Raw genomic sequence first — 25,714 nt, 5'->3', positions numbered from 1 at the left:
CGGCGCAAGGTGTCCAACCCTTGCCGAATGGTCAACCGAGAGACTGGGCATATTCCTCGAGCTGCGTCACGACCGTTCCCCATCCGCCGAAGAATCCCATGTCTTCGTGGCGTTTGCAGGCTTCGGGGGATCGATGCCGGGCCGTCGCGGTATAGATCGTGCCGCCGTCGTCATCATCCGAAAGATCGAGGATCGCCGTCATGAAGGGATCGGCAGCCGGTTTCCAACCCTCGCCATAGGTATCGGTGAAGACCAGCCGCGCGCCGTCGATGATTTCCAGATAGACGCCTTTGTTCTCCATCCTGTTGCCATCGACGTTCATCGTCGTGTTGAACCTGCCGCCGACGCGCAGATCGATGTCGCAGGCTTCGATGGTATGCGGCCTCGGCACGAAGAAATTCCTGATGTGCTCCGGCGTGGTCCAGCACTTCCAGACCAGGGCGCGGGGGACCTTGAGCCTGCGCGTGAAGGTCAGGTCGGTGTTCGGGTCGAGGTTCATGTGTCGCGCTCCTTCGCGAGGGTGGTGATGTAGTCGTCGAAGCGGTCGAGCCGGGCTTCCCAGATGGCGCTCTGTTCGCTCAACCAGTCCCTGGCAGGCGCGAAGGCGTTCGGCGCCAGCTCGCAAATCCGTGTCCGCCCGTCTTTGCGGGATGTAACGAGGTTTGCCGCCTCGAGCCTTTTGAGATGCGCCATCAGCGACGGCAGCGCCATGTCGTGCGGGGCGGCGAGTTCGCTGACCGTTGCCGGACCCCTGGCAAGGCGCTCGAGCATCCTGCGCCGCGTGGGATCACCCAGTGCGGAAAAGTAGAGATCGAGTTGTTGCTCAAGCTTAGCCATTTCTCTAAGTAATACCGGCGACGGCCGGGAGTCAACGACAGTTAGGAAGTCATCTAAGTTTTCGAGCATCCGCGCGACCCGGTCACGGGCGCGTGATTTGCACCTGTCTCCGAGACGCGCATCATGGGCAGGTCAGGAGGACTTGCGATGACACGCCACAACCTGCGCCTCTTTGCGCTCAGCCTTGCGATCCTTGCGGGATTTGCCCTGCACCACGTCGAGACGGATAATATTGCCCGCTGCACGACCTGCGAGACGACGCCGGCCGCGCTCTAGCGATCAGAAGCCGGTGTAGAACGTCCGGACGACGATCATGCGGGCGATGATGATCCCGATGAAGAAGACCAACGGCGCAAGATCGAGGCCACCGGTCTGGGGCAGCACGCGCCGTATGGGCCGGTAGGCCGGTTCCAGGATCCGGTTCAGACCGTCCCACATCTGCGCGATGATCGGCTGGTTCATGTTCAGGACCCCGAAATTGATGAGCCAGGACATGATCACATGGGCGATGGCGAAGAACCACGCCACGTTGAGCAGCAGAAGCAGGATATCGGCGATCAGGAGCATGTCGGCCTCGGGGTTGGGTGATCCCGATCTAGGGTCGGTGGCCGCCGGGTGCAACCTGACCCGCAACCTGACGCATCGTTCAACTTGACGCGGCGGGGCGGCGCGCGCAGGTCAGCGCGATGTATCCATTCATTCGCCTTGCCTGGCAACTCTGGCTCAATCGCGACGCCGCCCCGATGGGGGTGACAGACGCCCATGTCTCCCGACACATCTGCATGCCCTGGGATATCGACCCCTGGATGGAGCTGAACAACGGGCGGACCCTGACGCTCTATGATCTGGGCCGGATGACGGCGGGCAAGCGGATCGGATTGATCCCGGTCCTTCGGCGCAAGAAATGGGGTCTGGCCGTCGGGGGCGTCAGCGTGCGCTATCGCCGCCGGATCACCGCGTTTCAGCGGATCGAGATGGTCACGCGCTGCGTCGGATGGGACGAACGGTTCGTCTATATCGTGCAATCCATGTGGGTCGGGGGCACCTGCTGCTCCCAGGCGCTGCTGCGCACCGCGGTGACATCGCGGGAGGGGACGGTGCCGCCGGCGCAGGTTATGGCTGAGCTTGGCCATGACGCCGCGCCGCCGGCCTTTCCCGACTGGGTCGCGGGCTGGATCGACGCCGAAGCGACCCGCCCCTGGCCACCGGAAGACACGCCGCGCGTGAATTGATCGCTCGGGCGTCATGCGCCTGTTGCGTGCCCGTGGTTTCGCGCGCAGCATACCCGCCGGGGATAGGGGAGTGATCATGGCCGACAGTGTTCTCAAACGCCGGATTTACGGCTGGATGATGTTCGACTGGGCGTCGCAGCCTTACAACACGCTGATGCTGACCTTCATCTTCTCGCCCTACTTCGCGAGCGCGGTGATGGACGACCCGGCGCAGGCACAGGGCACCTGGGGTCTGGCCATCGGGATGGCCGGGTTCACCATGGCGGTCCTCGCCCCGATCCTGGGCGCCATGGCGGATGCGTCGGGCCGACACCTGCAATGGATCTGGTTCTTTTCGGCCTGCTATGTGGCCGGGGCAGCGGCGACATGGTTCGCGGTGCCGGGCGCGGACAGCGTCTGGCCCATCCTCGTCATCTTCTGCATCGGGTTGATGGGGATGGAATTCGCCACCGTCTTCACCAACGCGATGCTTCCGGGCCTCGGCAACCGCGAGGAGATCGGGCGCATCTCGGGGTCGGGTTGGGCGCTTGGCTATCTTGGCGGTGTTGCGGCGCTGATCGTGATGCTGACCCTGTTTGCCGAGAACGAGGAGGGCAAGACCCTGATCGGGATCGCGCCCATCTTCGGGCTGGACCCTGACATGCGCGAAGGGACACGGTTCGTCGGGCCCTTCACCGCGCTTTGGTACATCGTGTTCATGATCCCGTTCTTCATGTGGGTAAAGCCGGTGCCCCGCGCGGTCACGACCGATGCGGTGCCGCTCGGGGCGGCGTTGCGCGGGCTTGGCCGCACCATCCGGAACCTGCCGCAATACCCGAGCTTTGCAGCCTACCTCGGCTCTTCGATGCTCTACAGAGATGCGCTGAACGGGCTTTATACCTTCGGCGGGATCTATGCGGCGGGGGTTCTGGGCTGGTCGCCGGTGGACATCGGCGTCTTCGGCATTCTGGCCGCCCTGACTGGCGCGCTTTTCGCCTGGCTCGGCGGACGCGCGGATTCCGCGAAGGGCCCGAAGCCCGTCATCATCTTCTGCATCTGCACGCTTCTGGTGGTGTCGCTTCTGGTGATCACGCTGTCCCCGACCAGTGTCCTGGGCTTCACTGTCCCCGAAGGGTCGTCCGTGCCGTCCATCGCCTTCTACGTTCTGGGGGCGATCATCGGCGCGGCGGGCGGGGCGCTGCAATCCTCCAGCCGGACGATGCTGGTGCGCCAGGCCGACCCCAAGCGCGAGACCGAGGCCTTCGGGCTCTATGCGCTGGCGGGGAAGGCGACGGCATTCCTGGCCCCGACCCTGATCGGGGTCGTCACATTGGCCTCGGGGTCGCAGCGGATCGGAATCCTGCCGATCGCGGCGCTGTTCACACTGGGCCTGATCCTGTTAATCTGGGTCAAACCGCAGGGAGAAGACAGATGAGCCGCTTTGCCGTCCTTAGCCGAGTCACCCGAACCTGCGCCTTGATCGCGGGGCTTGGACTGGTCGCAGCCCTTCCGGCGCAGGCCCAGGTCGCCAAGGAGCTTTTCGGGGCCGTCGGCGCCGCATCGGCCCAGAACCCGGAGCCGTTCGGGAGCTATTCGCGCGGCTGTGCCGCGGGCCTTGTGCCCCTGCCCGAGACGGGCGAAAGCTGGCAGGCGATGCGCCTGTCGCGCAACCGCAACTGGGGCCATCCGCAGATGGTCGACTTCCTCCAGGATCTGGGCCGTCACATGGACCGCATCGGGTGGGGCGGCATCTATGTCGGCGATATCAGCCAGCCGCGCGGCGGCCCCATGCTGACCGGACACGCCAGCCACCAGATCGGGATGGACGCGGACGTCTGGCTTTATCCCGCGACCGACATGAACCTCAGCCGTCGCCAGCGGGAGGATATCTCGGCCGTCTCCATGCGGCGGGCCGAAGGGGCCTATGTCAATTCCAACTGGGGCCGGGGTCAACACGAACTGGTCAAGAAGGCCGCGCAGGATCCGCGCGTGGCCCGGATCTTCATCTTCCCGGGCGCCAAGGTCCAGATGTGCAACGATGAGACGGGGGACCGGTCCTGGCTGCGCAAGGTGCGGCCCTGGTGGGGTCACCACTATCACATGCATGTCCGGATGACCTGTCCGCGCGGCGCGCGCTTCTGCGAAAACCAGGCCGCCCCGCCCGCCGGCGACGGCTGTGCCGAGGCGCAGGATTGGGTGAACAACATCCTGAACCCGCCGCCGCCTGATCCGAATGCGCCTGCCGCCACGCCGCGCCGGGATCTGCAACTGGCCGATCTGCCTCAGCAATGCGCTTCGGTCCTCTCTGCGCCCTCGCGCTAGTCGGCGCGCAGGCGCAGGCCGCCGACTACCTCGGCAGCTATACGTGGGATCCGGGCTATGACGGGGCCGGGGGTTACTCCGCCCTGTGGCTGGCCCCGGATGGCAGCGGGTTCGTGACGCTGTCCGATCGGGGCAACTGGGTTCGCGGCAGCCTCGGGCGCGCCGATGGGGGGGCTGTGGTGTCGGTCCTCGTGCAGGATCGCGGGCCGCTCCTGCGCTCGACGGGCGGCGATCTGCGGGGCGGCGAGACGGACGCCGAGGCAATCGCCTTCGCCGATGGGGCCTTCTTTGTGGCCTACGAGGGCGCGCACCGGGTCATGCGGCACGACGACATCGCGGCCCCGCCGACCCGGATCGCGCAGGACGACGCCTTTGCGGGCCTGCAGTCCAACTCGGGGCTGGAGGCGCTGGCCGCCGATGCCGACGGCGCGCTCTATGCCATTCCCGAACGCTCCGGGCAGCTGTCGCGGCCCTTTCCCGTCTATCGTTTCGCCGACGAAGCCTGGACCAAACCGTTCACACTGCGCCGCGACGGACGATATCTTGTGTCGGGGGCCGACATCGGCCCTGACGGGCGGCTGTATCTGCTGGAGCGGGATTTCGCGATCCTGGGCTTCCGCACCCGGGTGCGCAGTTTCGACCTGACCGGCGGGGACGAGCGGACCGAGCTGGAAACCGGGATCGGAACCCACGACAATCTTGAGGGGATCAGCGTCTGGCGTGACGAAGCGGGGCGCCTGCGGCTGACCATGATCTCGGACGACAACCTCAACCGCGCCATCCAGCGGACGGAATTCGTCGACTACGTGCTGGACGATGGGCCGGGCGGATAAGACCCGGACAGGGGTCATCGTTCTGGACAGCCACGGCCCGCGCCGATAGCCACTTGGCAATGCTGGCCATCTTTCTGAAAACCGTGCCGTTCTTCGCGCTGATCGCCCTGGGCTATGCCGCAGGCCGGACACGGTTCTTCACCAGCGAGGCGACGGCCTATCTGACCAAGTTCGTCTTCTACTTCGCCCTGTCGGCCATGCTGTTCAATTTCGCGGCCAACCTGACGCTGGCGGAAATCCTCGATTGGCGGTTCGTCACGGCCTATCTCTGGGGCTGCGCCATCGTTTATCTGCTGGCCACGGCGGTCGGATTTCTGCGCGGCCTCCCGGTGACGGAATCGGCGGTCGAGGCGCAATGCGCCGTCATCGGCAACGTCGGCTTCCTCGGCATTCCGATGTTCGTTCTGCTGCTTGGTCCCGAAAGCGCGGGGCCGATGCTGATGATTCTGGCGACGGACCTGATCGTCTTTTCCTCGCTCATCGTGATCCTGATCACTGGATCCAAGGAGGGCCGCATCGGGTTGCGCACGCTGCGCACCGTCGCCTTGGGCCTGGTGAAGAACCCGATGATCGTCTCGATCGTCCTGGGCATAGCCTGGTCATCGACGGGGCGCGATCTCTGGCAGCCGATCAACGAATTCCTGACGATCCTCGGGGCCGCCGCCACGCCGGGCGCGCTGTTCGCCATCGGCGCATCGCTGGCGGGCAAGACGGCCGAGCGGGTGTCGGTGGCGGGCTGGCTCACCTTCTGCAAACTGGTGTTGCACCCGGCGGCAGTCGCCTTGGCGGCGCTCGTCCTCTTTCCGATCGACGATCCCTTTGCCGCGACGGTGATGATTTCCGCCGCCGCCCTGCCTGTTGCAGGAAATGTTTACATGTTGGCGCAACACTACGGCGTCGCACCCCAACGGGTCAGCGCGGCGATTCTCGTCTCGACCACCGTTTCCATCGTCACCGTGTCGCTGGTGATCGGCCTATTGACCGGATAATCCCGAAGCAGGAGCCTTGCCATGAAGACCATTTCCGAAAACCGATGCTTTGGCGGCACGCAGGGGGTCTATTGCCACGCCTCCGACGCCACCGGGACCGAGATGACGTTCGGCCTGTTCGTGCCCGAGGGCGCGCCCGGCGCCCCGGTCCTGTGGTATCTGTCGGGCCTGACCTGCACCCACGAGAATGCGATGACCAAGGCCGGGCTTCAGGCCTGGGCGGCCGAGGCGGGGGTGGCCGTGGCCTTCCCCGACACGAGTCCTCGCGGCGACGATGTGCCCGACGACGAATCCTATGACATGGGTCAGGGGGCCGGCTTCTATGTCGACGCGACCGAAGGCGAATGGGCCCGGCATTTCCAGATGGAAAGCTATATCCTGTCCGACCTGCCCGAGACGATCTTTGCCGCCTTCGACCTCGATCATACCCGTCAGTCGATCACCGGGCATTCCATGGGCGGTCATGGCGCGTTGACCCTCGCCATGAAGACGCCCGGGCGCTTCCGCTCCGTGTCGGCCTTCGCGCCGATCTGCAATCCGTCGGCCAGCGACTGGGGCACGCCGCAGCTGACCGCCTATACCGGTGTGCCTTCGGCCCATGATGCGACGGTTCTGCTGGCGACCGGAGGCATCGACATCCCGCTGCTGATCGACGCCGGGACCAGCGACAAGTTCTATGACAAGCTCGGCCTCGACGCTTTTGCCGCGGCACTCGCCATGACGAAGACACCCGCCGATCTGCGCCTGCAGAAGGGCTATGATCACAGCTATTTCTTCGTCGCCAGTTTCGCCGCCGACCACATGGCCTTCCACGCAGAGCATCTGGCATGACGACGCCGACCCCCATCGAGGCCGTCATCTTCGACATCGGAAACGTCCTGATCGAATGGGTGCCCGAGAACTTCTATGACCGCACCATCGGCGAGGCGCGGCGGCAGGAGATGTTCGCCGCCGTCGACCTGCATGCCATGAACGACCGTGTCGATCTGGGCGAAGGGTTCCGCGACATCATCTATGAAACCGCCGAGGCCTATCCCGAATGGCGTGCCGAGGTGCGGATGTGGCACGACCACTGGCTGGAACTGGCGCATCCCGTCATCGACCGTTCCGTCCGCCTGATGCGGGCGCTGCGCGCGCGCGGCACGCCGGTCCATGCGCTGACGAATTTCGGGGTGGAGAGTTTCGCGCTGGCCGAGACGCATTTCGATTTTCTGAGCGAGTTCGACATGCCCTTCGTCTCGGGCGAGATGAAGGTGATCAAACCGGCCCCCCGGATCTATGAAATGGTGGAACAGGCGACGGGCCTGCGCGGCTCCGCAATACTCTTTGCCGACGACCGCGAGGCGAATATCACCGCCGCGGCCGCGCGCGGCTGGCAGACGCATCTGTTCGACGGGCCCGAGGGATGGGCCCGTCGGCTGGTGGCCGAAGGTCTTTTGACCGAAGCGGAGGCGGCATGACGGTTCCGTTTGTAGGACAGGACGCCGAAGGCGCGCTCGACTGGTTGGCGCTGACCCGTGCGTTGGCCGCCGGGCACGCCCTGCCGCGCGCCGAAGTGGGCGACACGTTCCTCTATCGTCGCGGGGATACGATGCTGACCCGGTCGGCCTGGATCGACGGGTTGGGCGTGCTGGTCAAGACGGCGACCATCTTCCCCGACAACCGGGAGGTACCTCCGATCAACGGGGCCGTCTCGGTCTTTTCGGACGACGACGGCACGCTGTCCGCCATGCTCGACTTCCATCTGGTGACCAAGTGGAAGACGGCGGGGGATTCCCTGCTGGCCGCCACGCGCCTGGCCCGACCTGACAGCCGCCGCATCCTGATCGTCGGGGCGGGGACCGTCGCGGCGTCGCTGCACGAGGCTTACGCCGCCGCCTTCCCCAAGGCTGCGTTCACAATCTGGGCGCGCGATCCGGCCAAGGCGCACGCCTTCGCGACAGGGCGCGACATGGCCGTGGCCGAGGATCTGTCCCGGGCCGTGCCGGAGGCCGATATCGTCACCTGCGCCACGATGGCCACGTCGCCGGTGTTGCGCGGCGACTGGCTGCGCCCCGGGCAGCACATCGACCTGATCGGCGCCTATCGCCCCGACATGCGCGAGGTCGATGACACCGCGCTGCGCCGCGCGTCCATCCACGTCGACGCCCGCGCGACGACCATGGATCACATCGGCGAGCTGAAGATCCCGTTGGCCAGCGGATCGATCACGCCGGAGGCGGTCCTGTCGGACTACTACGATGGGCCGGACGCCATGCTTCGGCGGTCAGCGGACGAGATCACGCTGTTCAAGAACGGCGGCGGCGCGCATCTGGACCTGATAACGGCGCGCTACATCCTTGACGCGACCGCCTGAGGCGCGACGTCACAGCAGGCCTTCGGACCGAAACGACACCTCCGCCGCCTTGCCGACGATCAGGTGATCGTGAAGCACGATCCCCAGAACTTCCGCGGCATCACGGATCGCGTGGGTCATGGCGATATCGGCCTCGCTCGGGGTGGGGTCGCCGGATGGGTGATTGTGCACCAGGATCAGGGCCGAGGCATTGAGCGCCAGCGCCCGTTTCATCACCTCGCGCGGACAGACCGGGACGTGATCCACGGTGCCTTCGCCCAGTTCCTCGTCCGCGATGAGCACATTCTTGCGGTCCAGAAACAGGACGCGAAACCGTTCCTTGTGCTGATGCGCCATTGCCGCGCGCAGATAGACGAGCAGGTCCGACCAGTTGGACAGGACGGGCCGCTTGATGACGCGCGCACGGGCCATGCGATGCCCCACGGCCTCGATTATCTTGAGCTGTTCGGCCACCGCTTGCCCCACGCCCTTCACCTCGGCCAGACGGTCGGGCGGGGCGGCCAAGACGTGGGCCAGATCGCCGAACGTGCGCAGCAAACGCTTGGCCAGTGGCTTGGTATCGCCGCGCGGCAGGGCGCGAAACAGGATCAGCTCCAGCAATTCATAGTCGGGCATGGCCGCGGCCCCACCCGCCATGAAGCGGTCGCGCAGCCGCGCGCGATGCGCGATGCGCCCTTCGGCATCGTCGGGGGCATCGAGCACCAGATCAGGACAGGGTCGGGGGACGGGCGCGATGGCCCCGCCAAACAGGTCCGGCATCGGCGCTTCGGCAAGGCTGCGGAGGGGGGCAGAGTGTGTCATGCCCCCGACATTCACCCCAAATCCGTAAAGATCGCGTTAAACGGAGGGTCGAGTCGGGTGGAACAGTCCGCCGGGCGACAGGGTGAAGATCTCGGCCCCTGTCGCCGTGACACCGACCGAATGCTCGAACTGCGCCGACAGGGATTTGTCGCGGGTGACGGCGGTCCAGTCGTCGGCCAGGACCTTGGTTTCGGGGCGACCCAGGTTGATCATCGGCTCGATGGTGAAGAACATGCCTTCCTCCAGCACCGGGCCATGACCCTGGCGGCCGTAATGCACGACATTCGGCGGGGCGTGGAACACCCGGCCCAGGCCGTGCCCACAGAAATCGCGCACCACGGACATGCGATGCCCCTCGGCATAGGCCTGGATCGCATGGCCGATGTCGCCGAAGGTATTGCCGGGTTTCACCGCCTCGATCCCCTTCATCAGGGCATCATGGGTCACCTGCACCAGACGCTCCGCCTTGCGAGACTGGGTTCCGGCCACGTACATCCGCGACGTATCCCCGAACCAGCCGTCGACGATCACGGTGACGTCGATGTTCAGGATGTCGCCGTCCTTCAGGATCTTGTCGCCCGGAATGCCGTGGCAGACCACATGGTTAACACTGATGCAGCTGGCGTGCTGATAGCCCTTGTAGCCGATCGTCGCGGATGTCGCCCCGGCTTCGGTCACCCAGTCGGTGATCAGCTGGTCCAGCGCGCCCGTGGTGACGCCGGGGGCCACGTGGTCCCCGATCCGGTCGAGGATTTCGGCCGCCAGCCGACCCGCCTTGTGCATGCCTGCAAAATCCGCGTCCTCGTGGATGCGAATACCGTCCCGGGTCAATCTGCCGCGATGTTCGTCCAAGGGTGCCTCCTGCGTTCCGGGCCCATTTAATGTGCCTGTCCGGAATTATCCACCGTTCAGCGGCAGGATGTGACCCGCCTCGACCCCGTCGACGGAGATCCGGCTGGAGAGGCAGATGATCTGCACCCCGGCGGTGCGCGCGGCGTCGAAAGCGCGGGCATAGGCGGGGTCGATATCGGCGGCGACGGCAACATGGGTGCAATCGGTGCGTTGCACGAGGAAGATCAGGACGGCGTGATGACCCTCCTCGACCATCTCGGCCAGGTCGCCCATGTGCCGCGCCCCGCGCGCCGTGACGCAATCGGGAAACTCCGCCAACGTGCCCGCGCGGCGCAGGTGGCAGTTCTTGACCTCGACATAGGTATCCGGCCCGGACCCGGTCAGCAGGAAATCGACCCGGCTGGCGGCGGCGTATTTCACCTCGGCCCGGACCGCTTCATAGGCGGGCAGGCCCGGGATGGCATGGGCGCGCAGGGCCTCACCCACCACGCGGTTGGGCACGGCGGTGTCGATGCCCGCCCAATGGTCGTCGGCCAATTCCACCAGACGCCAGCCGTATTTCAGCTTCTTCTTCGGGTCGTCATTCGGCTCCAGCCAGATGCGCATCCCCGGCTCGGCCAGACCCGTCATGGCACCGGGGTTCGGGCAATGGGCCGTCACCTCCGTCCCGTCGGGCAGCACCACATCCGCCAGGAACCGCTTGTAGCGGCGGATCAGTCTGGCGGGCATCAGCGGAGTGGCGAAGCGCATGGCCCCGCCCTATACCGACAGGCAAAGGAGATCGCCATGCCCAACCCCACTGCCGCCATGCTTGTCATCGGGGATGAAATCCTGTCGGGGCGCACCCGCGACGCCAACATGCACCACCTGGCCGGGCAATTGACCGAAACGGGGATCGACCTGAAGGAAGTGCGCATCGTCAGCGACGACCACGACGGGATCGTGGCGGCGCTGAATGCCCTGCGCGCGGCCTGGGACACCGTGTTCACCAGCGGCGGGATCGGTCCGACCCATGACGATATCACCGCCGATGCCGTGGCCGCCGCCTTTGGCGTCAAGGTAGATGTGCGCGACGACGCGCGCGCCCTGCTGGCGGCGCATTATGCCAAGACGGGGGCGGAGCTGAACGCGGCCCGTCTGCGGATGGCCCGCATTCCCGACGGGGCCACCCTGATCGACAATCCGGTTTCGGTCGCGCCGGGCTTCACCTTGGGCAACGTCCACGTCATGGCCGGGGTGCCTTCGGTCTTTCAGGCGATGGTGGCCAGCGTTCTGCCGACCCTGACGGGGGGCGCGCCGCTTTTGTCGACCTCGACCCGGATTGACCGGGGGGAGGGCGATATCGCGGGCCCCCTTGGTGATCTTGCCAAGGCCTTCGCGGATCTCTCCATCGGGTCCTATCCCTTCCAGAAAGACGGGAAATTCGGCGCCAACATCGTCATCCGCGGACAGGACAAGGCGCGGGTCGAGGCGGCGACGGCACAACTGGCCGATCTGTTTTCATGACCGATTGGCAGGCCACCATCGATGCCTGCTGGCCTGCCGAGCGAATGGTGCGGGTCGGCCCCTGGACCCACCGGATCACCCCCGGGGCCGGCGGTCGGGTCAATGCGATGTCGGGCGATGACGTTGCGGCCATCCCCCTGGCCGAAGCGACGGCACGTGCGGCGTCACAGGGTCCGAGTTTCCTGATCTGGCCGGGTCAGGAGGCGCTGGATGCCGCCCTTGCCGAGCGCGGCTATGCCATCGCCGATGCCGTCAACCTCTGGGCTGTGGATGTCGCCGCACTGACGCCCGCGCCGATGCCCTATGCGACGGCCTTCACGATCTGGCCGCCATTGCGGATCATGCGGGATATCTGGGCCGAAGGCGGGCACGTCGGCCCGGCGCGGCAGGCCGTCATGGCCCGGGCCGCCGATCCCGGCGGCGTTCTGGCGCGGGTGGACGACCGGGCCGCCGGGGTGGGGTTCGTGGCTGCCCATGGCGACCGGGCCATGCTGTCGGCGGTCGAGGTCCTGGCGCGACATCGCCGCAAGGGCGTCGCGGGCAACGTCCTGCGCGCGGCGGCGCATTGGGCAAAGGCGCGTGGCTGCCACCAGCTTGCGCTGGTTGCCGCCCGGGACAACCTGCCTGCGAATGCGGCCTATGCTTCCCATGGGATGCAATGCATTGCAGGATATCATTACCGCCGCCTTCCGGAGTGACCATGAACCCGACCGCCCTCGACCTGCCGCCCCTCGACCCGCTTCCCGCCGAGACGCAGCGCTATTTCGACATCTGCGTCGAGAAGCTGGGGTTCGTGCCGAATGTGCTGCGCGCCTATGCCTTCGATGTGGACAAGCTGAATGCCTTCACGGGGATGTACAACGACCTGATGCTGGCGCCCTCGGGGCTGAGCAAGCTGGAGCGGGAGATGGTGGCCGTCGCCGTCAGCGCCGAGAACCGCTGCTTCTATTGCCTCGTGGCCCATGGCGCGGCTGTGCGCCAGTTATCGGGCGATCCGGCCCTGGGCGAGATGATCGCGATGAACTACCGCGTGGCCCCCATCGATGCGCGCCAGCGGGCCATGCTCGACTTCGCGGTGCAGATGACACGCGCCTCGGCCACCATTCAGGAGACGGAGCGCACCGCGCTGCGCGCCCATGGCCTGACGGACCGCGATATCTTCGATCTGGCCTCGGTCGCCGGGTTCTTCAACATGACGAACCGCGTCGCCTCGGCGATCGCGATGCAGCCCAATCCCGAATATCACGGCCAGGCCCGGTGATCCGACCCCTGTTGCTCATGGTGCTGGCGCTGCCCGCCCAGGCGCAGGACCTGACCCTGCCCGCGCAGGCCCGCTCGACCTTCACCGAAACCCGCGCGCTGGCCAGTCACCGCGTCGCCACCGGACCGTTCCGGGACAGCCTGCCGTCGGTCACAGCCGAAGGGGCCGTCACGCGGCAGGTCTGGCAGGTGCCGATCCCGCAGGGCACGCTCGACCTTCTGGCGCCGCTTCGCGACCAGTTGGAAGCCGATGGGTGGGCCATCATCTTTTCCTGCGCGACACGGGCCTGCGGCGGTTTCGATTTCCGGTTCGAGATCGACGTGACCCCCGCCCCCGAGATGTTCGTGGACCTGTCCGATTTCCGCTATCTCGCCGCCCGCAAGAGTGACGCCTGGACGACCCTTCTGGTCAGCCGGTCCGGCGATCTGGGATATATCCAGACGACGCTGGTCGACCCTGAGGCCGAGGTGGAGACGACGGTCAAAAGCGCGTCCGCACCGGTGCCGCCGCCCGCACGTCAACCCCAGGGCGACCTGGCCGAAGCCTTGCGGGCGACGGGTCGCGCGGTGCTGGCCGATCTGGTGTTCGAGACCGGCTCCACCGATCTCAGCGCCGACAGCTATCCATCGCTGGCCGCCTTGGCGGAGTTCCTGACGGCAAACCCCGAGACGACTATCGCCTTGGTCGGCCACACCGATGCCGAAGGCGGGGCCGAAGGCAACATGGCGATTTCGCGTCGCCGCGCCCAAAGCGCGCGCACCCTGCTGATCGAGCGCTACGGGATTGCCGCCAATCGGGTTGAAACGCATGGCGTTGGTTTTTTCGCCCCGATCACCCGGAACGATACGCCCGAAGGTCGCGAGACAAACCGCCGGGTCGAAGCCGTGATCACGTCGACCGAGTAGGCTGCCGACATCCGCGTCCGAGTCTCGCAATACACCGAATCTTAAGACCAGCTTGGTACCTGAGCCATCGGGCAGTGCGGTCATGCTCGGCGGGCCTTTCGGGCTGCTCCGTTCCTGGGACCCACAACCTGCCGGAACGAGGAGCGCATGGCCGTGAAAGCACGATCGATCCACCGGGATATTCGGAAACTCGTCTGGATCGGCCTTGCCGCCCTTGCGGCCGTTTGCGTTGTCTTCGTCGGCAAGCAGCTGGTCGAGACAAGCGTGAACCGGACTCTGACGCAAGAGAACCAATTGCTGGATTCCATCTATGAGTTCGAGATCGACTTCCTGATGGCCCGTCGCGCCGAAAAGGATTTCCTGCTCCGCAAGGATCAGGACTACATCGACCGCCATGCCGAGATCACCACGCGAATGATCGAGCAGATCGACCGGATAGAGGGCCTTGCCGCCGCGCCTCTTGGATCCGCGTTGGATCAGGATATCGCGGGGCTGCGCGCTTCGGTCGATCAGTACATTGCGGCATTCGCCAGACTGACCGAGACGAACGTGATCCTTGGCCTCGATGAGGACAGCGGGCTGGAAGGCACGCTCCGGACGGCCGTAAAGACCGTCGAAACCTCCCTGAACGGCTTCGCGAACGCCGAATTGCAGGTCAAAATGCTCATGATGCGCCGTCATGAGAAAGACTTCATCCTGCGCGGCGAACAGGACTACGTCGACCGGTTCAACACCCGCATCGCCGAATTCCAGGCCTTCCCCGCAACGGCATATCCGTCACGGTCGACGCAGCTCGAGACACTCGGGCTGATCCGGGAGTACCAGGCGGCATTCAACGAATACGCATCTGTCCATGTCGCCGAAACCGAGGCCCGCCGCGAGGTGTCCTCCGCCTTCGCGCAGGCCGAGCCGTTTTTCGAGAATGTGAAGGATATCGTCAAAACCGATATCGTTGAAACGCGCGATACCGCTGAATTCTATTCCAACGCGGTGCTGATCCTTTCAATCCTCGCCGTCATGGGGACGATGCTCGTTTTCTTCGCGCTGGCCACCCGGCTTTCGAAAAGGATTGTACAACCGTGGCGCGACACGGTGAACGTCATCGCCAACCTGGCCGAGGGCAATGCGCGGATCGACGTGCTCAAGAACAATTACGAAGAAGTGGCCGATGTCGCCGTGGCGTTCGAAAAGTTCCATCAGGAGATCCTGGCGCAAGAGAAAGCCGCGCAGCAGGCGCGCGACACGGCCCGCCTTGAAATCGCAAATGCTCAGGAGTTGGCGCGACAGCAAAAGGCCGACTCAGAAGAGCGCGCGCGGAGCGATCAGGAGGCACAGCGGCTTCGTGAACGCGATGTCGTCGCAATGGTCGCAAAGGTGGTCGATGCCTGCGCCCAAGGCGATTTCACGCAGCGTTTGCCCGAAGAGGAGCAGGAGGGGCCGTTGGCACATCTCTGCATCGGCGTGAACCGGATCGGTGAAGTTGCAAACCAGGGTCTATTGGACGTCCGCGCGGCCTTGTGCGCGATGTCCGGCGGAAACCTGAACAAGCGAATGGACGGGGAATACTCGGGTATTTTCAAAGAAATCGCGACCACGATGAATTTGACGACCGAAACCCTCGCCTCCATCATCGGACAGATCGACCAGGGGAGCGACACGATCAATTCCTGGACGAAAGAGTTGGCGTCGTCGTCTTCCGAACTCGCCAAGCGGACCGAGAAAAACGCAGCCGCCCTGGAAGAGACCGCCGCCGCGACCGAAGAACTGTCGGCATCGGTCAAATCTGCCGCAACGACCGCCGGAGAAGTGAGCGACGAGGTCGGTCACATGAAAAAGCACGTCGATGAAAGCATCAAGGTCGTCACCAGCACCGTGGACGCCATGGACGGCATTCGGAAGGCGTCTTCCGAGATTTCCAAGATCACCGGCCTGATCGACGACATCGCCTTCCAGACCAATCTTCTGGCCTTGAATGCGGGTGTCGAGGCGGCCCGTGCCGGCGAGGCCGGGAAAGGCTTCGCCGTCGTCGCAACAGAGGTCCGCAGCCTTGCCGCGCGGTCTGCGGAAGCCGCCAAAAGCATTTCCGGCCTGATCGCGGAGAGCGCGCTGCAAGTCGAGAAAGGTGGAAATCTCGTCGATGAAACGGGGGCGTCCCTGGCCAAGATTTCCGAAGCGGTCGACGGTGTGGTGCGCGGCGTCTCGGAGATTGCCATGGCCGCCTCGCAGCAGGCCCGGACGATCTCCGAGATCACGGCGACCACAAACGAGCTCGACCGGGCAACTCAGTCCTACGCAACGATGTTCGAGGAAACCGCGCGCGCCAGCCGCTCGCTCGAAGCAGAGGCGCAATCCCTGGCTGCCATCGTGTCGTCCTTCGCGGGACGCCACCATCGGACCGGTCAGGACGAACAGTGCCGATCCGACGTCGCGAACGCCGCGCCGACCTCGACTGCTGCCTGAGTTCTTCGCCGGGAAGGGCCCGTCGTCAGGCGCCCCTCCTGCCCGAGGCAATGAAAAGTGTTCTTCGGGGTTCCGATCAAAGTCCCCTTCGCCGCCTCCGCCCGGATCGCCACGTTGTCCCGAACCCCATCTTGCCGTCGGGTACCAAGGGCTTCCTGGGGAACGCCCGTCATTCTGACGACGCCGTATTCGCAGATGCGGTAAGGTGATTTTCCGGGACGTCGTGCGGGTCCGCCGAGATGCCCGATTGGACAGGGTATCGCAGGCCTTTGCTCTCAACGCACATCTTGCGGCAGAACCGAAATCGGCGGGCCCTGTGAAGGGGCCCGCCGCAAGAATGGTGGTCGGCCAGCGATGGCCGTCGCGTCCGAGGTCACCAGATACCGGGGCCCTTTTCGCGGAAGCTGTCGACGAGAAAGTCGATGAAGGCGCGGACCTTGGGTTGGGTGTAGCGGCCCGGCGGATAGACCGCATAGATGCCCTGGGTCTCCGGGGCCATACCCTCGATCGCGGGGACAAGTTTGCCCTCTTTCATCGCCTCTGCGTAGAGGAAGTCGGGCAGGAACGCGATGCCCAGGCCATTGACGGCGGCGTTGAGAAGGCTTTGCCCGTCATTCACCGTCAACCAGCCGGCCGAACGAACCTGACGCTTTTCGCCCGAAGGGGCCGTCAGCTTCCAGACAGAGCCAGTCGCCTGGTTCGAATAATGCAGCAACTTGTGCTCGTTGAGGTCGTCGATGCGCTGCGGGCGACCGTATTCCTCCAGATAGGCGGGAGAGACGATCATCTGCTTGTGCGTTTCCGCCAGCTTGCGGGCCCGCAGGGAGCTGTCTTCCAATTCGCCGATGCGAACCGCAAGATCGAACCCTTCGGAGATCAGTTCGACATAGCGGTTGTCGAGCAGCATGTTCACCGTGATTTCCGGATACTCATGCAGGAACGTCCCCAGGATCGGAGAGAGGTGGTTGACCCCGAAGTCCGTCGCGACCGAGACGCGAAGGATGCCCGACGGCGCGCTCTGCATGGAGGTGACCAGCGCATCGGCCTCACCCGCATCGTTGAGAACGCGGCGGGCGCGGTCGTAGTAGGCCAGACCGATTTCGGTCGGGCTGACTCGACGGGTCGTTCGGTTGAGAAGCCGTGCCCCAAGGCGCGTCTCGAGTGAGGAAACATGCTTGGAAACGGCAGATTTGGAGATGCCCAATTTCTTGGCGGCATCGGTGAAGCCGCCCTGGTCGACGACCGTGGCGAAGGCTTCCATTTCAGACAGACGATCCATGTTCGGCAGACCCTTGGCGTTAGAAAAACTTGAACCTAGGTTTGTCGGAGGAATGCGGCGAGACCGTGCCGAACTACGGCCAATCTCGGGATGGTTTCGGGATTAAACAGGGGCAGGAAACAGCGAAACAAATGTATTAAGCATTTGTTAAATAGTTAATTTTCGCTCGATCAGGTGCGATTCAGGCGGCGAATTGCGGCCTTTAGCAAGGATATTTCGGCCCGCAACACGGACAGCTCGGCCCGCAGATCCTCGGGCGCGGACAATCCGGTGACAATCGTGACACTGTCCAGAATGTCGCCTGACACGGTCCGCACGACGACCGTTCGCGACCCGTCAGTCAAGGGGCCGGTCCCCATCTCGCCTTCGATCTGCCAGCCGTGATCAAGCTTCGCCGCAGTCATGGGCCCGATCACCTGTCCGTCGAGCGCCATCTCAAGGTCCGGCGGCGCGCCGCTTCCCACGAGAAGACCGCGATACAGGCCGCCGGTGATTTCGGTGCGATGCAAGGTCCAGGCCATCGTCTCGTTCCTCGGTCTCAGATGTCGGCGCGCGGGCGGCGCGTCAGGGTCAGATCGTCGATCCGCACCAGGTTCATCTCGGGACGCTCGAAGATCAGATCGATCCAGGCCTTTTCGACCTTCGCCGGGTTGATGTCGTGAAACCCCAGGTCGAAATCGGCGCTGAGCGGGCTGTCGGGCCGGTCACCGGGCCGCAACTCGCTCACCAATTGTTCGGTGTTCGGTCCCTGCTTGATGTTGAGCCGGACAAAGATCTCGGCGGGATGTTCCATCCAGACGCGAAGGTCGATGCCCACGATATGCGACGGACGAAGGCCCGTGGCCCCCTCTTCCGGCAAGTCGAGCGCCAGGGACAGGAACGACCCCTCGAAGCCGAGCGCATCCAGCGTCAGGTGAAACGGGGCCTTGGCCTTGGGGGTCGTCGCGCGGGACTGGCGCAGCGAAATCTCGGCCAGCGGACAATCGTGGAACAGCGTGACACCCTCGGCCAGCTTCGTTCCGCCAACCGCGCCCGCCACAGCCGTGGGCGTCAGCGCTGCGGCCCAGGGACGCGGACGCCAGGCCCAGTCGCATTGCGCTGGACGGTCGATGCCGGCCTGCCCGATCTGCCGCCCGATCAACCGACGGTCCGCTTCCTCGGCCAGGCGACCCGTCAGGCCGACCATGTCGCGCAGGCGTGGCGCAAGCCGGGCGAGCGTCACCGTATCAAGACCCTCACCGGCGTCGACGGCCTCCTGCCAGCGGCGCAGCGCGCGCCGGGACTGGAGGCTTTCGATCAGCCCGGGAAGGCGGCGGTCGGCCATGGCCGGTCAGAGATCCATATAGATGTGCTGCTCGGCGGCGGCGCCGGGATGGGTGCAGGCGCCGTATTTGGCAGACCCGACAAGTTGCGCATATTTCCACAGCGCGCCCGAGGCATAGATCGTGGGCTTCGGCCCTTTCCACTCGGCCTTCCGCTCCATCAGCTCTTCGTCGCTGAGCGCGACGCTGATCGTGCCTTCGATGGCGTTGAGCGTGATGACATCGCCATTCCGCAACAGCGCGATCGGGCCGCCATGGGCCGCTTCCGGCCCGACGTGACCGACGCAGAACCCGCGCGTCGCCCCCGAAAAGCGGCCATCGGTGATGAGCGCGACCTTCTTGCCCATGCCCTGACCCGACAGGGCGGCGGTGGTGGCCAGCATCTCGCGCATGCCGGGGCCGCCCGCGGGGCCTTCATTGCGGATGACGATCACTTCGCCTTCCTTGTACTGGCGCGCCTTGACGGCGGCGAAGGCCTCTTCCTCGCTCTCGAAACAGCGGGCGGGGCCGGTGAAGATCTGGTGCTGCGCCTCCATGCCCGCCACTTTCACGATGGCACCCTCGGGGGCCAGGTTGCCGATCAGGCCGACAACGCCGCCGGTCTTGGTGATCGGCGTCTCGACGGGATAGATCACCTTGCCGTCGGCCTCGCCCCGCGTCTCGTCGATGACTTCGCCCATGGTCTTGCCGGTGGCGGTCATGCAATCCTCGTGGATCAGACCGGCCTTGCGCAGCTCCTTCATGACGATTGGCACGCCGCCCGCCTCATAGAGGTCCTTGGCGACGTATTGCCCCCCGGGCTTCAGGTCGACAAAATAGGGCGTGTCGCGGAAGATGTCGCAGACGTCCTGAAGCGTGAACTCGATCCCCGCCTCGTGGGCGATGGCAGGCAGGTGCAGACCGGCGTTGGTCGACCCGCCGGTGCAGGCCACGACACGGGCCGCATTCTCGAGCGACTTTCGCGTCACGACATCGCGGGCCCGGATGTTCTTTTCCAGCAGGTTCATCACCGCCAGACCCGAGGCGATGGAGTACTGGTCGCGGCTTTCATAGGGAGCGGGGGCACCGGACGAATTGGGCAGCGCGAGGCCGATCGCCTCGGAGACGCAGGCCATGGTATTGGCCGTGAACTGACCGCCGCAGGCCCCGGCGGACGGACAGGCGACCCGCTCCAGGATTTCCAGCTCTGCGTCCGACATGTTGCCGGCCTGATGCTGGCCCACGGCTTCGAAGACGTCCTGCACCGTCACGTCCTTGCCGTTCAGACGCCCCGGCAGGATCGACCCGCCATAGATGAAGACCGACGGCGTGTTGAGCCGCACCATCGCCATCATCATGCCCGGCAGCGACTTGTCACAGCCCGCAAGCCCCACCAGCGCATCATAGCAATGCCCGCGCATCGTCAGCTCGACCGTGTCGGCAATCGCATCGCGCGAGGCCAGCGACGACCGCATCCCCTCATGTCCCATGGCGATGCCGTCGGTCACGGTGATCGTGGTGAATTCGCGGGGGGTGCCGTTGCCCTGCTTTACGCCGAGCTTGACGGCCTGCGCCTGGCGGTTCAGCGCGATGTTGCAGGGCGCGGCCTCGTTCCAGCAGGTGGCGACCCCGACCCAGGGCTGGTGAATCTCGTCATCGCCCAGGCCCATGGCATAGAAATACGACCGGTGCGGTGCGCGTTCCGGACCTTCGGTCACGTGACGGCTGGGCAGGTTGGTCTTGTCGGTGTGGGCCTTCGCCATGGCGGTCTTCCTTCATCGCTGTTTGGCACGGGGATAGACCCCCGACCCAGACGGGACAAGCACAGTTGTCGGGATTGCCACCTGCGTCTAGGGTCCTGCGAAAACAGGCAGAGGGTATCGGGCATGTGGACCCCAGAATTCGAACGCTTCGTCGCACCGGCGACCAGGCGACCCCAGATCTGGCGCATTCTCGTCGGTCTGCTGGTCATATTGGTGTGCTGGATCATCAGCACGGTCGGGGCCTTCCTGGCCCTTGGTCTGATGATCGGCTTCGGCGAAATGGAGGCCTGGATGTCCCGCTTCGTCGCGGGCAGCTCGCCCACGGGCACCTTGCTGACGCTGTTCACCTTTACGGGCATGGCACTTGGCACTATCGCCGCCGGCTACATCCATGGCCGCAAGGCGGCATCCCTGATCGGGCGGCGACAGCTGATGCCCTTCGTGGTCGGGGCGGGCGCCGTCGTCGCGGTCAATCTGCTCGGCGCGCTGATCCCCACATCCCTGGCCGTGGTCGAAAATACGCCACGGGACGTCTTCCTGACCTTCCTGCCGCTCGCCCTGATCGGCCTCCTGCTGCAAACCGGGGCGGAAGAGCTGGCCTTTCGCGGCTATCTTCAGACGCAACTGGCCGCCCGTTTCCGCAGCCCGATCGTCTGGATGGTTCTGCCCAGTGTCCTGTTCGGGGCGTTGCATTTCCAGCCCGGCCAGTTCGGGGCCAACACCTTCTATGTCGTCGGCATCATCACGGTCGTCGGCCTGATCGCCGCCGACCTGACTCGGGTGACCGGCGGGCTTGGCGCGGCCTGGGGCCTGCATTTCGCCAACAATTGCGCGGGCCTTCTCATCGTGGGCAGCGAAGGACCGCTTGGCGGGCTTGCCCTCTATCGCCTCACCACGTCGCCGGATGATCCGACACTGGGGCCGCTGATGCTCCTCGACATGGGCTTTCTGCTGCTGGCCTGGGCCCTGATCCGATTCTGGTGGTCGCGCCAGACACACGCGACTTGATCCCGCATCTGCGCACGCGCGCCTTCGAGGTCTTCATCGCCTCGGCCCGCACATACCCCCAGGTCTGGCGCGTGATCCTGGGCTTCCTGCTGGTCGAGGCGGCGTTCAATCTTGGCGGTCTCTTCACGGTGCTGACCATCATGGAGTTCGAGGCTCCCCCGCTCGACGGACGCTGGACCATCGGGACAACGCCGCTTGGCGTGATCGTGATCCTCGCGTCTTTCATCTCGCTGGTTGCGGGCACGGCGCTTGTGGCCCGGCTCCTCCATGACCGCCCGCTGTCGTCCCTTCTGGGGCCAGAACCGCTTCTGTGCTTCATCCCCATCTTCGGGCTGACCCTTGCGTCGATGGCCCTGATGGAGCTGTTGCTCTTCGACACCGACGGGATCGCGGCGCATCGCCCGCTGGCGCTTGTCCTGGCCTGGACGCCGCTGATCCTGCCGGCCCTCCTGTTACAGACCGGGGCAGAGGAGCTGTTCTATCGCGGCTACCTGCAATCCCAATTGGCCGCCCGCTTTCAAAGCCCGGTGGTCTGGATGGGTGCCCCCTCGCTTCTGTTTGCGGCGGCCCATGTGGACCTGTTGCATCTTCTGGAATTCGGGACCTGGGCCGACAATGACGGGCTCTGGTTCGTGTCCATCCTTCTCTCAGGCCTCTTTGCGGCTGATCTGACGCGGGTCACCGGGTCGATTGGGCCGGCCTGGGCCTGGCATTTCGCCAACAACCTCTATGCGATGTTCATCGTGTCGATGGCGGGCGATCTGACGGGGCTGTCGCTCTACCTCTTGCCTTTCGCGCCCTGGGATCCGGTGTTCGGCTGGACCGACCTTGCCATGATCCTGCTGTCGCAAATCACCCTCTGGGCGCTGCTGCGATTGTGGCTGGCACGGCGGGGGTATCCGGAATGACCCGGCGCACCCCCGCAATTGCAATCCCGCCGCCCCATGGCTATCTCGGCCAGAACACGCGCAGGGAAACACCATGAACTGGATTTCGAACTACGTCCGGCCCAAGATCAACTCGCTCTTCTCGCGTCGCGAAGTGCCCGAGAACCTCTGGACGAAGTGCGACGACTGCGGAACGATGCTGTTCCACCGCGAATTGGCCGACAACCTGCGCGTTTGCTCCAGCTGTGGCCATCACATGCACATCGCGCCGCGCGAACGGTTCGAGGCGCTGTTCGATGGCGGCATCTTTACCGAAGTGGCGGTGCCGAAACCCATCGAAGACCCGCTGAAGTTCCGCGACCAGAAGAAATATCCCGAACGCCTGCGCGCCGCCCAGAAGGCCGCGAACGAGGCCGAGGCGATGCTGGTGGCCGAGGGCGAGATGCACCGCACGCCCATCGTCGCCGCCGCTCAGGATTTCGGCTTCATGGCCGGGTCCATGGGCATGTATGTCGGCAACGCCATCATCGCCGCCGCCGAACGCGCCGTCGCCCTGAAACGCCCGCTGGTCCTGTTTTCCGCGGCGGGCGGCGCGCGAATGCAGGAAGGCATCCTCAGCCTGATGCAGATGCCCCGCACGACCGTCGCGATCGAGATGCTCAAGGAGGCCGGCCTGCCCTATGTGGTGGTCCTGACCCATCCGACGACGGGTGGCGTCACCGCTTCCTATGCGATGCTCGGGGATGTCCATATCGCCGAGCCGAATGCGCTGATCTGTTTTGCCGGCCCCCGTGTCATCGAACAGACCATCCGCGAGACGTTGCCCGAAGGGTTCCAGCGGGCCGAATACCTGCTCGATCACGGCATGCTCGACCGCGTGACTCCGCGCGGCCAGTTGCGTGACGAGTTGGCCACGATCCTGCGGATGTTGACGGGGCAAAGTCCCGTGGTCCATGGCGACCTGCCGCAACCGTTGCCCGAAGAGGCCCCCGCCGCCGATCCCGCCCCCGAGACGGCCGCCACGCCCCCTGCGACCGAGACCGCCAAGGGATGACCCAAGGTTCGGATGTCATCCTCAGCCGGTTGATGTCGCTTCATCCCAAGGTGATCGACCTCGTCCTCGATCGGGTGCATCACCTGCTTGCGGCCCTGGGTCACCCGGAACGTCGCATTCCGCCGGTGATCCATGTGGCCGGCACCAATGGCAAGGGGTCGACGGTGGCGATGCTGCGCGCCGGGCTGGAGGGCGCGGGCGAGGTGGTTCACATCTATACCTCCCCGCATCTCGCGCGCTTTCACGAACGCATCCGCGTCGCGGGCGATCTGATCGCCGAAGACGACCTGGCCCGCCTGCTGGAGGAGTGCGAACGCGCCAACGGCGAGGCCCCGATCACCTTCTTCGAGATCACGACCTGTGCCGCCTTCCTGGCCTTTTCCCGCGTGCCCGCCGACTGGACCCTGCTGGAAGTCGGGCTGGGCGGGCGGCTGGATGCGACCAACGTCATCGACCCGGCCCTGACGATCATCACGCCCGTCTCGATGGACCACGAGGCCTTCCTCGGCAATACGATCGAGGCCATCGCGGGCGAGAAGGCCGGGATCATCAAGCCCGGAACCCCCTGCATCGTCGGCCCGCAGGAAGAGCGCGCCCTCGAGGTGATCGAGTATCGCGCGGCCCGCATGGGCGCCCCGTTGCAGGTTCACGGCCAGCACTGGCACGTCACCGAGGAGAACGGGCGACTGGTCTTCGAGGACGAGGGCGGGCTGATGGACCTGCCCCTGCCGCGCCTCATCGGCGCGCATCAGGCTCAGAATGCCGGCATGGTGATCGCCGCCCTGCGCGCCCTGAAACGGCCCGGGGCCGCCGATGCCGCAATGACCCGCGCCGTCTGGCCCGCACGGATGCAGCGGCTGAAGACCGGCCCGCTGGTTCAGGCCGCAGGTCGGGCCGAGCTGTGGCTGGACGGCGGCCATAACCCCGCCGCAGGCCTTGCCCTGGCCGAGGTGCTGGACCGTCTGCCACCGAAGCCGCTGCACCTGATCTGCGGAATGCTCAATACCAAGGATGCGACCGGCTACATGACACCTCTGGCTCGCCACGCGGCCTCGTTTCAAGGCGTCTCCATCCCGGGCGAAGCGAACACCCTGAGCGCCGCCGACACCGTTGCCGCCGCTGCCCGCGCGGGTATCGCGGCCACCACGGCGGACAGCGTGGCATCGGCCATCGCGACGATCACAGCGACCGACCCGGATGCCCGTATCCTGATCTGCGGCTCGCTCTATCTTGCAGGCAGTATCCTGAGGGAAAACGGATGATCCGCGCGGCGGCCCTTGTCCTGGCCCTGGCCTCGCCGGCACAGGCAGTCACGCATTCGTTCTGCTGGTTGGGTGCGAACGGCTACCGGATCGAAGGCTACATCTCCTATCCCGACACCCTGGCGGACAGCATCGTGACCGAAGACGATGTGGACGGCTTCGGCATCACCGGCTGGCTGGAAGATGTCTGGCTCGGGGAATGGTCGCTCAAGGACCGCACGCCCGAGACGTCCTTCACCCTCCGCTTCGACGCCCGGGCATTGGCCTTCGCCATGGGCGGCTATCCGGCCGAAGGCACCTATCAGGAGTGGAACGCCAACGGCTTCGCCGACGACTGCGGCAATCCGGGGTTCGGCTTCAACGGCGGCAACCGGGCGCAGGATGTCTGCGTCAACGGCCAGTTCATCGAGGAATCCGGCATCTCGCCCGATACGCCGCTGGCGATTTCGCCTGATGCGTCAAATCCTTGCGGTATCCTGCCCATGTCCGGACTGCCCGGTCCGCGCAAGACACACAGCTGACAAAAGAACACCCCCCGGCAGCTTTCGCTGAACCGGGGGGTGTCCGTGCCGCAACGCACCTCGGGGGAGAGAGATTGGCGGGATGCGGGGTCGTCTAGATCATTTGTCTTCGGCGCTTGCGGCCTTGATCTGGGCGAAAATGTCAGCGCCGACAGTGGGTTGGCCCGAGAAGGACGTGGCGCCGTTCAGGCCGCGCAGGTCGGAGGGGCTGTCCTGGTCGGCGTTGAAGATGTCGTAGGCGAGGCCCGAAGTGCCCGAGCGGGTCGAGACGGTCACGCCATTGTCGGCCTGGCCGAGCTTGGCGAC

At 65.3% G+C, this 25,714-nt stretch carries 30 protein-coding genes; 19 read left to right on the top strand and 11 right to left on the bottom strand.

Features of this window, described 5'->3' with window-relative positions:
- Positions 1-31: 31 nt before the first annotated feature.
- Complete coding sequence (locus tag BM002_RS17450; RefSeq protein WP_092784414.1) at positions 32-499, bottom strand: SRPBCC family protein; 468 nt, start codon at positions 497-499, stop codon at positions 32-34.
- Positions 496-837 (bottom strand): ArsR/SmtB family transcription factor, encoded by a 342-nt coding sequence (locus BM002_RS17445; RefSeq protein WP_092784411.1) that lies wholly within the window; start codon positions 835-837, stop codon positions 496-498. Before BM002_RS17445 ends, BM002_RS17450 begins: the two co-directional genes overlap by 4 nt.
- Positions 838-984: 147 nt before the next feature.
- On the opposite strand from BM002_RS17445, the gene BM002_RS19680 reads away from it, so the two are divergent.
- Positions 985-1,113 (top strand): hypothetical protein, encoded by a 129-nt coding sequence (locus tag BM002_RS19680; RefSeq protein ID WP_281243849.1) that lies wholly within the window; start codon positions 985-987, stop codon positions 1,111-1,113.
- Between the two features lie 3 nt (positions 1,114-1,116).
- On the opposite strand, the gene BM002_RS17440 is transcribed toward BM002_RS19680, so the two are convergent.
- On the bottom strand, positions 1,117-1,404 hold the full coding sequence (locus BM002_RS17440) for a YggT family protein (RefSeq protein ID WP_092784408.1): 288 nt from the start codon (positions 1,402-1,404) through the stop codon (positions 1,117-1,119).
- Between the two features lie 119 nt (positions 1,405-1,523).
- On the opposite strand from BM002_RS17440, the gene BM002_RS17435 reads away from it, so the two are divergent.
- The 8 genes from BM002_RS17435 to BM002_RS17400 all read left to right on the top strand — a co-directional run bounded on the left by BM002_RS17435 (position 1,524) and on the right by BM002_RS17400 (position 8,548).
- The gene (locus tag BM002_RS17435; protein WP_092784405.1) at positions 1,524-2,069 is read left to right on the top strand and encodes an acyl-CoA thioesterase; all 546 of its coding nucleotides are present in this window, start codon (positions 1,524-1,526) and stop codon (positions 2,067-2,069) included.
- Between the two features lie 76 nt (positions 2,070-2,145).
- Entirely contained in the window at positions 2,146-3,483 is a 1,338-nt protein-coding gene (locus tag BM002_RS17430; protein ID WP_092784646.1) for an MFS transporter, read from the top strand.
- Complete coding sequence (gene mepA / locus BM002_RS17425) at positions 3,480-4,370, top strand: penicillin-insensitive murein endopeptidase (protein ID WP_092784402.1); 891 nt, start codon at positions 3,480-3,482, stop codon at positions 4,368-4,370. Before BM002_RS17430 ends, mepA begins: the two co-directional genes overlap by 4 nt.
- Complete coding sequence (locus tag BM002_RS17420) at positions 4,337-5,203, top strand: esterase-like activity of phytase family protein (RefSeq protein WP_092784400.1); 867 nt, start codon at positions 4,337-4,339, stop codon at positions 5,201-5,203. Before mepA ends, BM002_RS17420 begins: the two co-directional genes overlap by 34 nt.
- 59 nt (positions 5,204-5,262) lie before the next feature.
- Positions 5,263-6,192 carry an AEC family transporter gene (locus tag BM002_RS17415; protein ID WP_092784397.1) on the top strand — a complete coding sequence of 310 codons (930 nt, stop codon included), beginning with the start codon at positions 5,263-5,265 and terminating at the stop codon, positions 6,190-6,192.
- Positions 6,193-6,213: 21 nt separating this feature from the next.
- Positions 6,214-7,023: an S-formylglutathione hydrolase gene (gene fghA / locus BM002_RS17410; protein WP_092784395.1), complete on the top strand. Its 810-nt coding sequence runs from the start codon at positions 6,214-6,216 to the stop codon at positions 7,021-7,023.
- Positions 7,020-7,652: an HAD family hydrolase gene (locus BM002_RS17405; protein ID WP_092784392.1), complete on the top strand. Its 633-nt coding sequence runs from the start codon at positions 7,020-7,022 to the stop codon at positions 7,650-7,652. Before fghA ends, BM002_RS17405 begins: the two co-directional genes overlap by 4 nt.
- Positions 7,649-8,548, top strand: a complete 900-nt coding sequence (locus tag BM002_RS17400; RefSeq protein WP_092784389.1) for an ornithine cyclodeaminase family protein — start codon at positions 7,649-7,651, stop codon at positions 8,546-8,548. The genes BM002_RS17405 and BM002_RS17400 overlap by 4 nt, the downstream gene beginning before the upstream one ends.
- 9 nt (positions 8,549-8,557) lie before the next feature.
- Here the strand turns inward: BM002_RS17400 and radC are convergent, their stop codons facing one another.
- Genes radC through sfsA form a run of 3 tightly spaced genes read right to left on the bottom strand, consistent with a single transcriptional unit; the run spans position 8,558 to position 10,951 of the window.
- The gene (gene radC, locus BM002_RS17395; RefSeq protein WP_245749309.1) at positions 8,558-9,349 is read right to left on the bottom strand and encodes a RadC family protein; all 792 of its coding nucleotides are present in this window, start codon (positions 9,347-9,349) and stop codon (positions 8,558-8,560) included.
- 36 nt (positions 9,350-9,385) lie between these two features.
- Positions 9,386-10,201: a type I methionyl aminopeptidase gene (gene map, locus BM002_RS17390; protein ID WP_092784386.1), complete on the bottom strand. Its 816-nt coding sequence runs from the start codon at positions 10,199-10,201 to the stop codon at positions 9,386-9,388.
- A gap of 45 nt (positions 10,202-10,246) precedes the next feature.
- On the bottom strand, positions 10,247-10,951 hold the full coding sequence (gene sfsA / locus BM002_RS17385) for a DNA/RNA nuclease SfsA (protein ID WP_092784383.1): 705 nt from the start codon (positions 10,949-10,951) through the stop codon (positions 10,247-10,249).
- Positions 10,952-10,987: 36 nt separating this feature from the next.
- Between sfsA and BM002_RS17380 the strand changes: the two genes are divergently transcribed.
- The 5 genes from BM002_RS17380 to BM002_RS17360 all read left to right on the top strand — a co-directional run bounded on the left by BM002_RS17380 (position 10,988) and on the right by BM002_RS17360 (position 16,333).
- Complete coding sequence (locus BM002_RS17380) at positions 10,988-11,707, top strand: competence/damage-inducible protein A (RefSeq protein ID WP_092784380.1); 720 nt, start codon at positions 10,988-10,990, stop codon at positions 11,705-11,707.
- Positions 11,704-12,405 carry a GNAT family N-acetyltransferase gene (locus tag BM002_RS17375; RefSeq protein ID WP_092784377.1) on the top strand — a complete coding sequence of 234 codons (702 nt, stop codon included), beginning with the start codon at positions 11,704-11,706 and terminating at the stop codon, positions 12,403-12,405. The genes BM002_RS17380 and BM002_RS17375 overlap by 4 nt, the downstream gene beginning before the upstream one ends.
- Before the next feature lie 2 nt (positions 12,406-12,407).
- Complete coding sequence (locus tag BM002_RS17370) at positions 12,408-12,968, top strand: peroxidase-related enzyme (protein ID WP_092784374.1); 561 nt, start codon at positions 12,408-12,410, stop codon at positions 12,966-12,968.
- A complete protein-coding gene (locus tag BM002_RS17365) occupies positions 12,965-13,873 on the top strand; it encodes an OmpA family protein (RefSeq protein ID WP_139212410.1) in 909 nt (302 codons plus the stop codon). The genes BM002_RS17370 and BM002_RS17365 overlap by 4 nt, the downstream gene beginning before the upstream one ends.
- Positions 13,874-14,020: 147 nt before the next feature.
- Positions 14,021-16,333, top strand: a complete 2,313-nt coding sequence (locus BM002_RS17360; RefSeq protein ID WP_092784368.1) for a methyl-accepting chemotaxis protein — start codon at positions 14,021-14,023, stop codon at positions 16,331-16,333.
- Positions 16,334-16,706: 373 nt separating this feature from the next.
- Here BM002_RS17360 and BM002_RS17355 read toward each other — a convergent pair whose 3' ends face one another.
- From BM002_RS17355 to ilvD, 4 genes are all read right to left on the bottom strand, one after another.
- Positions 16,707-17,612: a LysR family transcriptional regulator gene (locus BM002_RS17355; protein ID WP_092784365.1), complete on the bottom strand. Its 906-nt coding sequence runs from the start codon at positions 17,610-17,612 to the stop codon at positions 16,707-16,709.
- Positions 17,613-17,782: 170 nt separating this feature from the next.
- The gene (locus tag BM002_RS17350; RefSeq protein WP_092784362.1) at positions 17,783-18,133 is read right to left on the bottom strand and encodes a hypothetical protein; all 351 of its coding nucleotides are present in this window, start codon (positions 18,131-18,133) and stop codon (positions 17,783-17,785) included.
- A 17-nt stretch (positions 18,134-18,150) separates the two neighbouring features.
- The gene (locus BM002_RS17345; RefSeq protein WP_092784359.1) at positions 18,151-18,936 is read right to left on the bottom strand and encodes a DUF6478 family protein; all 786 of its coding nucleotides are present in this window, start codon (positions 18,934-18,936) and stop codon (positions 18,151-18,153) included.
- Positions 18,937-18,942: 6 nt separating this feature from the next.
- Positions 18,943-20,676, bottom strand: coding sequence for a dihydroxy-acid dehydratase (gene ilvD, locus BM002_RS17340; RefSeq protein WP_092784356.1), 1,734 nt, complete (start codon positions 20,674-20,676; stop codon positions 18,943-18,945).
- 123 nt (positions 20,677-20,799) lie between these two features.
- Here ilvD and BM002_RS17335 point away from each other — a divergent pair, with 123 nt between their 5' ends.
- The 5 genes from BM002_RS17335 to BM002_RS17315 all read left to right on the top strand — a co-directional run bounded on the left by BM002_RS17335 (position 20,800) and on the right by BM002_RS17315 (position 25,408).
- Positions 20,800-21,684 carry a CPBP family intramembrane glutamic endopeptidase gene (locus BM002_RS17335; RefSeq protein ID WP_092784353.1) on the top strand — a complete coding sequence of 295 codons (885 nt, stop codon included), beginning with the start codon at positions 20,800-20,802 and terminating at the stop codon, positions 21,682-21,684.
- Positions 21,681-22,592 (top strand): CPBP family intramembrane glutamic endopeptidase, encoded by a 912-nt coding sequence (locus BM002_RS17330; RefSeq protein ID WP_092784350.1) that lies wholly within the window; start codon positions 21,681-21,683, stop codon positions 22,590-22,592. Before BM002_RS17335 ends, BM002_RS17330 begins: the two co-directional genes overlap by 4 nt.
- Before the next feature lie 73 nt (positions 22,593-22,665).
- Positions 22,666-23,625, top strand: a complete 960-nt coding sequence (gene accD / locus BM002_RS17325) for an acetyl-CoA carboxylase, carboxyltransferase subunit beta (RefSeq protein ID WP_092784347.1) — start codon at positions 22,666-22,668, stop codon at positions 23,623-23,625.
- Positions 23,622-24,887 carry a bifunctional folylpolyglutamate synthase/dihydrofolate synthase gene (locus tag BM002_RS17320; RefSeq protein WP_092784344.1) on the top strand — a complete coding sequence of 422 codons (1,266 nt, stop codon included), beginning with the start codon at positions 23,622-23,624 and terminating at the stop codon, positions 24,885-24,887. The genes accD and BM002_RS17320 overlap by 4 nt, the downstream gene beginning before the upstream one ends.
- Entirely contained in the window at positions 24,884-25,408 is a 525-nt protein-coding gene (locus BM002_RS17315) for a hypothetical protein (RefSeq protein WP_092784341.1), read from the top strand. Before BM002_RS17320 ends, BM002_RS17315 begins: the two co-directional genes overlap by 4 nt.
- A 99-nt stretch (positions 25,409-25,507) precedes the next feature.
- Here BM002_RS17315 and BM002_RS19380 read toward each other — a convergent pair.
- The coding region (locus BM002_RS19380; protein ID WP_425431878.1) for a hypothetical protein at positions 25,508-25,714 on the bottom strand (207 nt) is incomplete at its 5' end.

The organism is Jannaschia pohangensis (assembly GCF_900113875.1).
Taxonomy (GTDB): domain Bacteria; phylum Pseudomonadota; class Alphaproteobacteria; order Rhodobacterales; family Rhodobacteraceae; genus Jannaschia; species Jannaschia pohangensis.
This window is presented reverse-complemented; position numbering and strand designations above follow the sequence as displayed.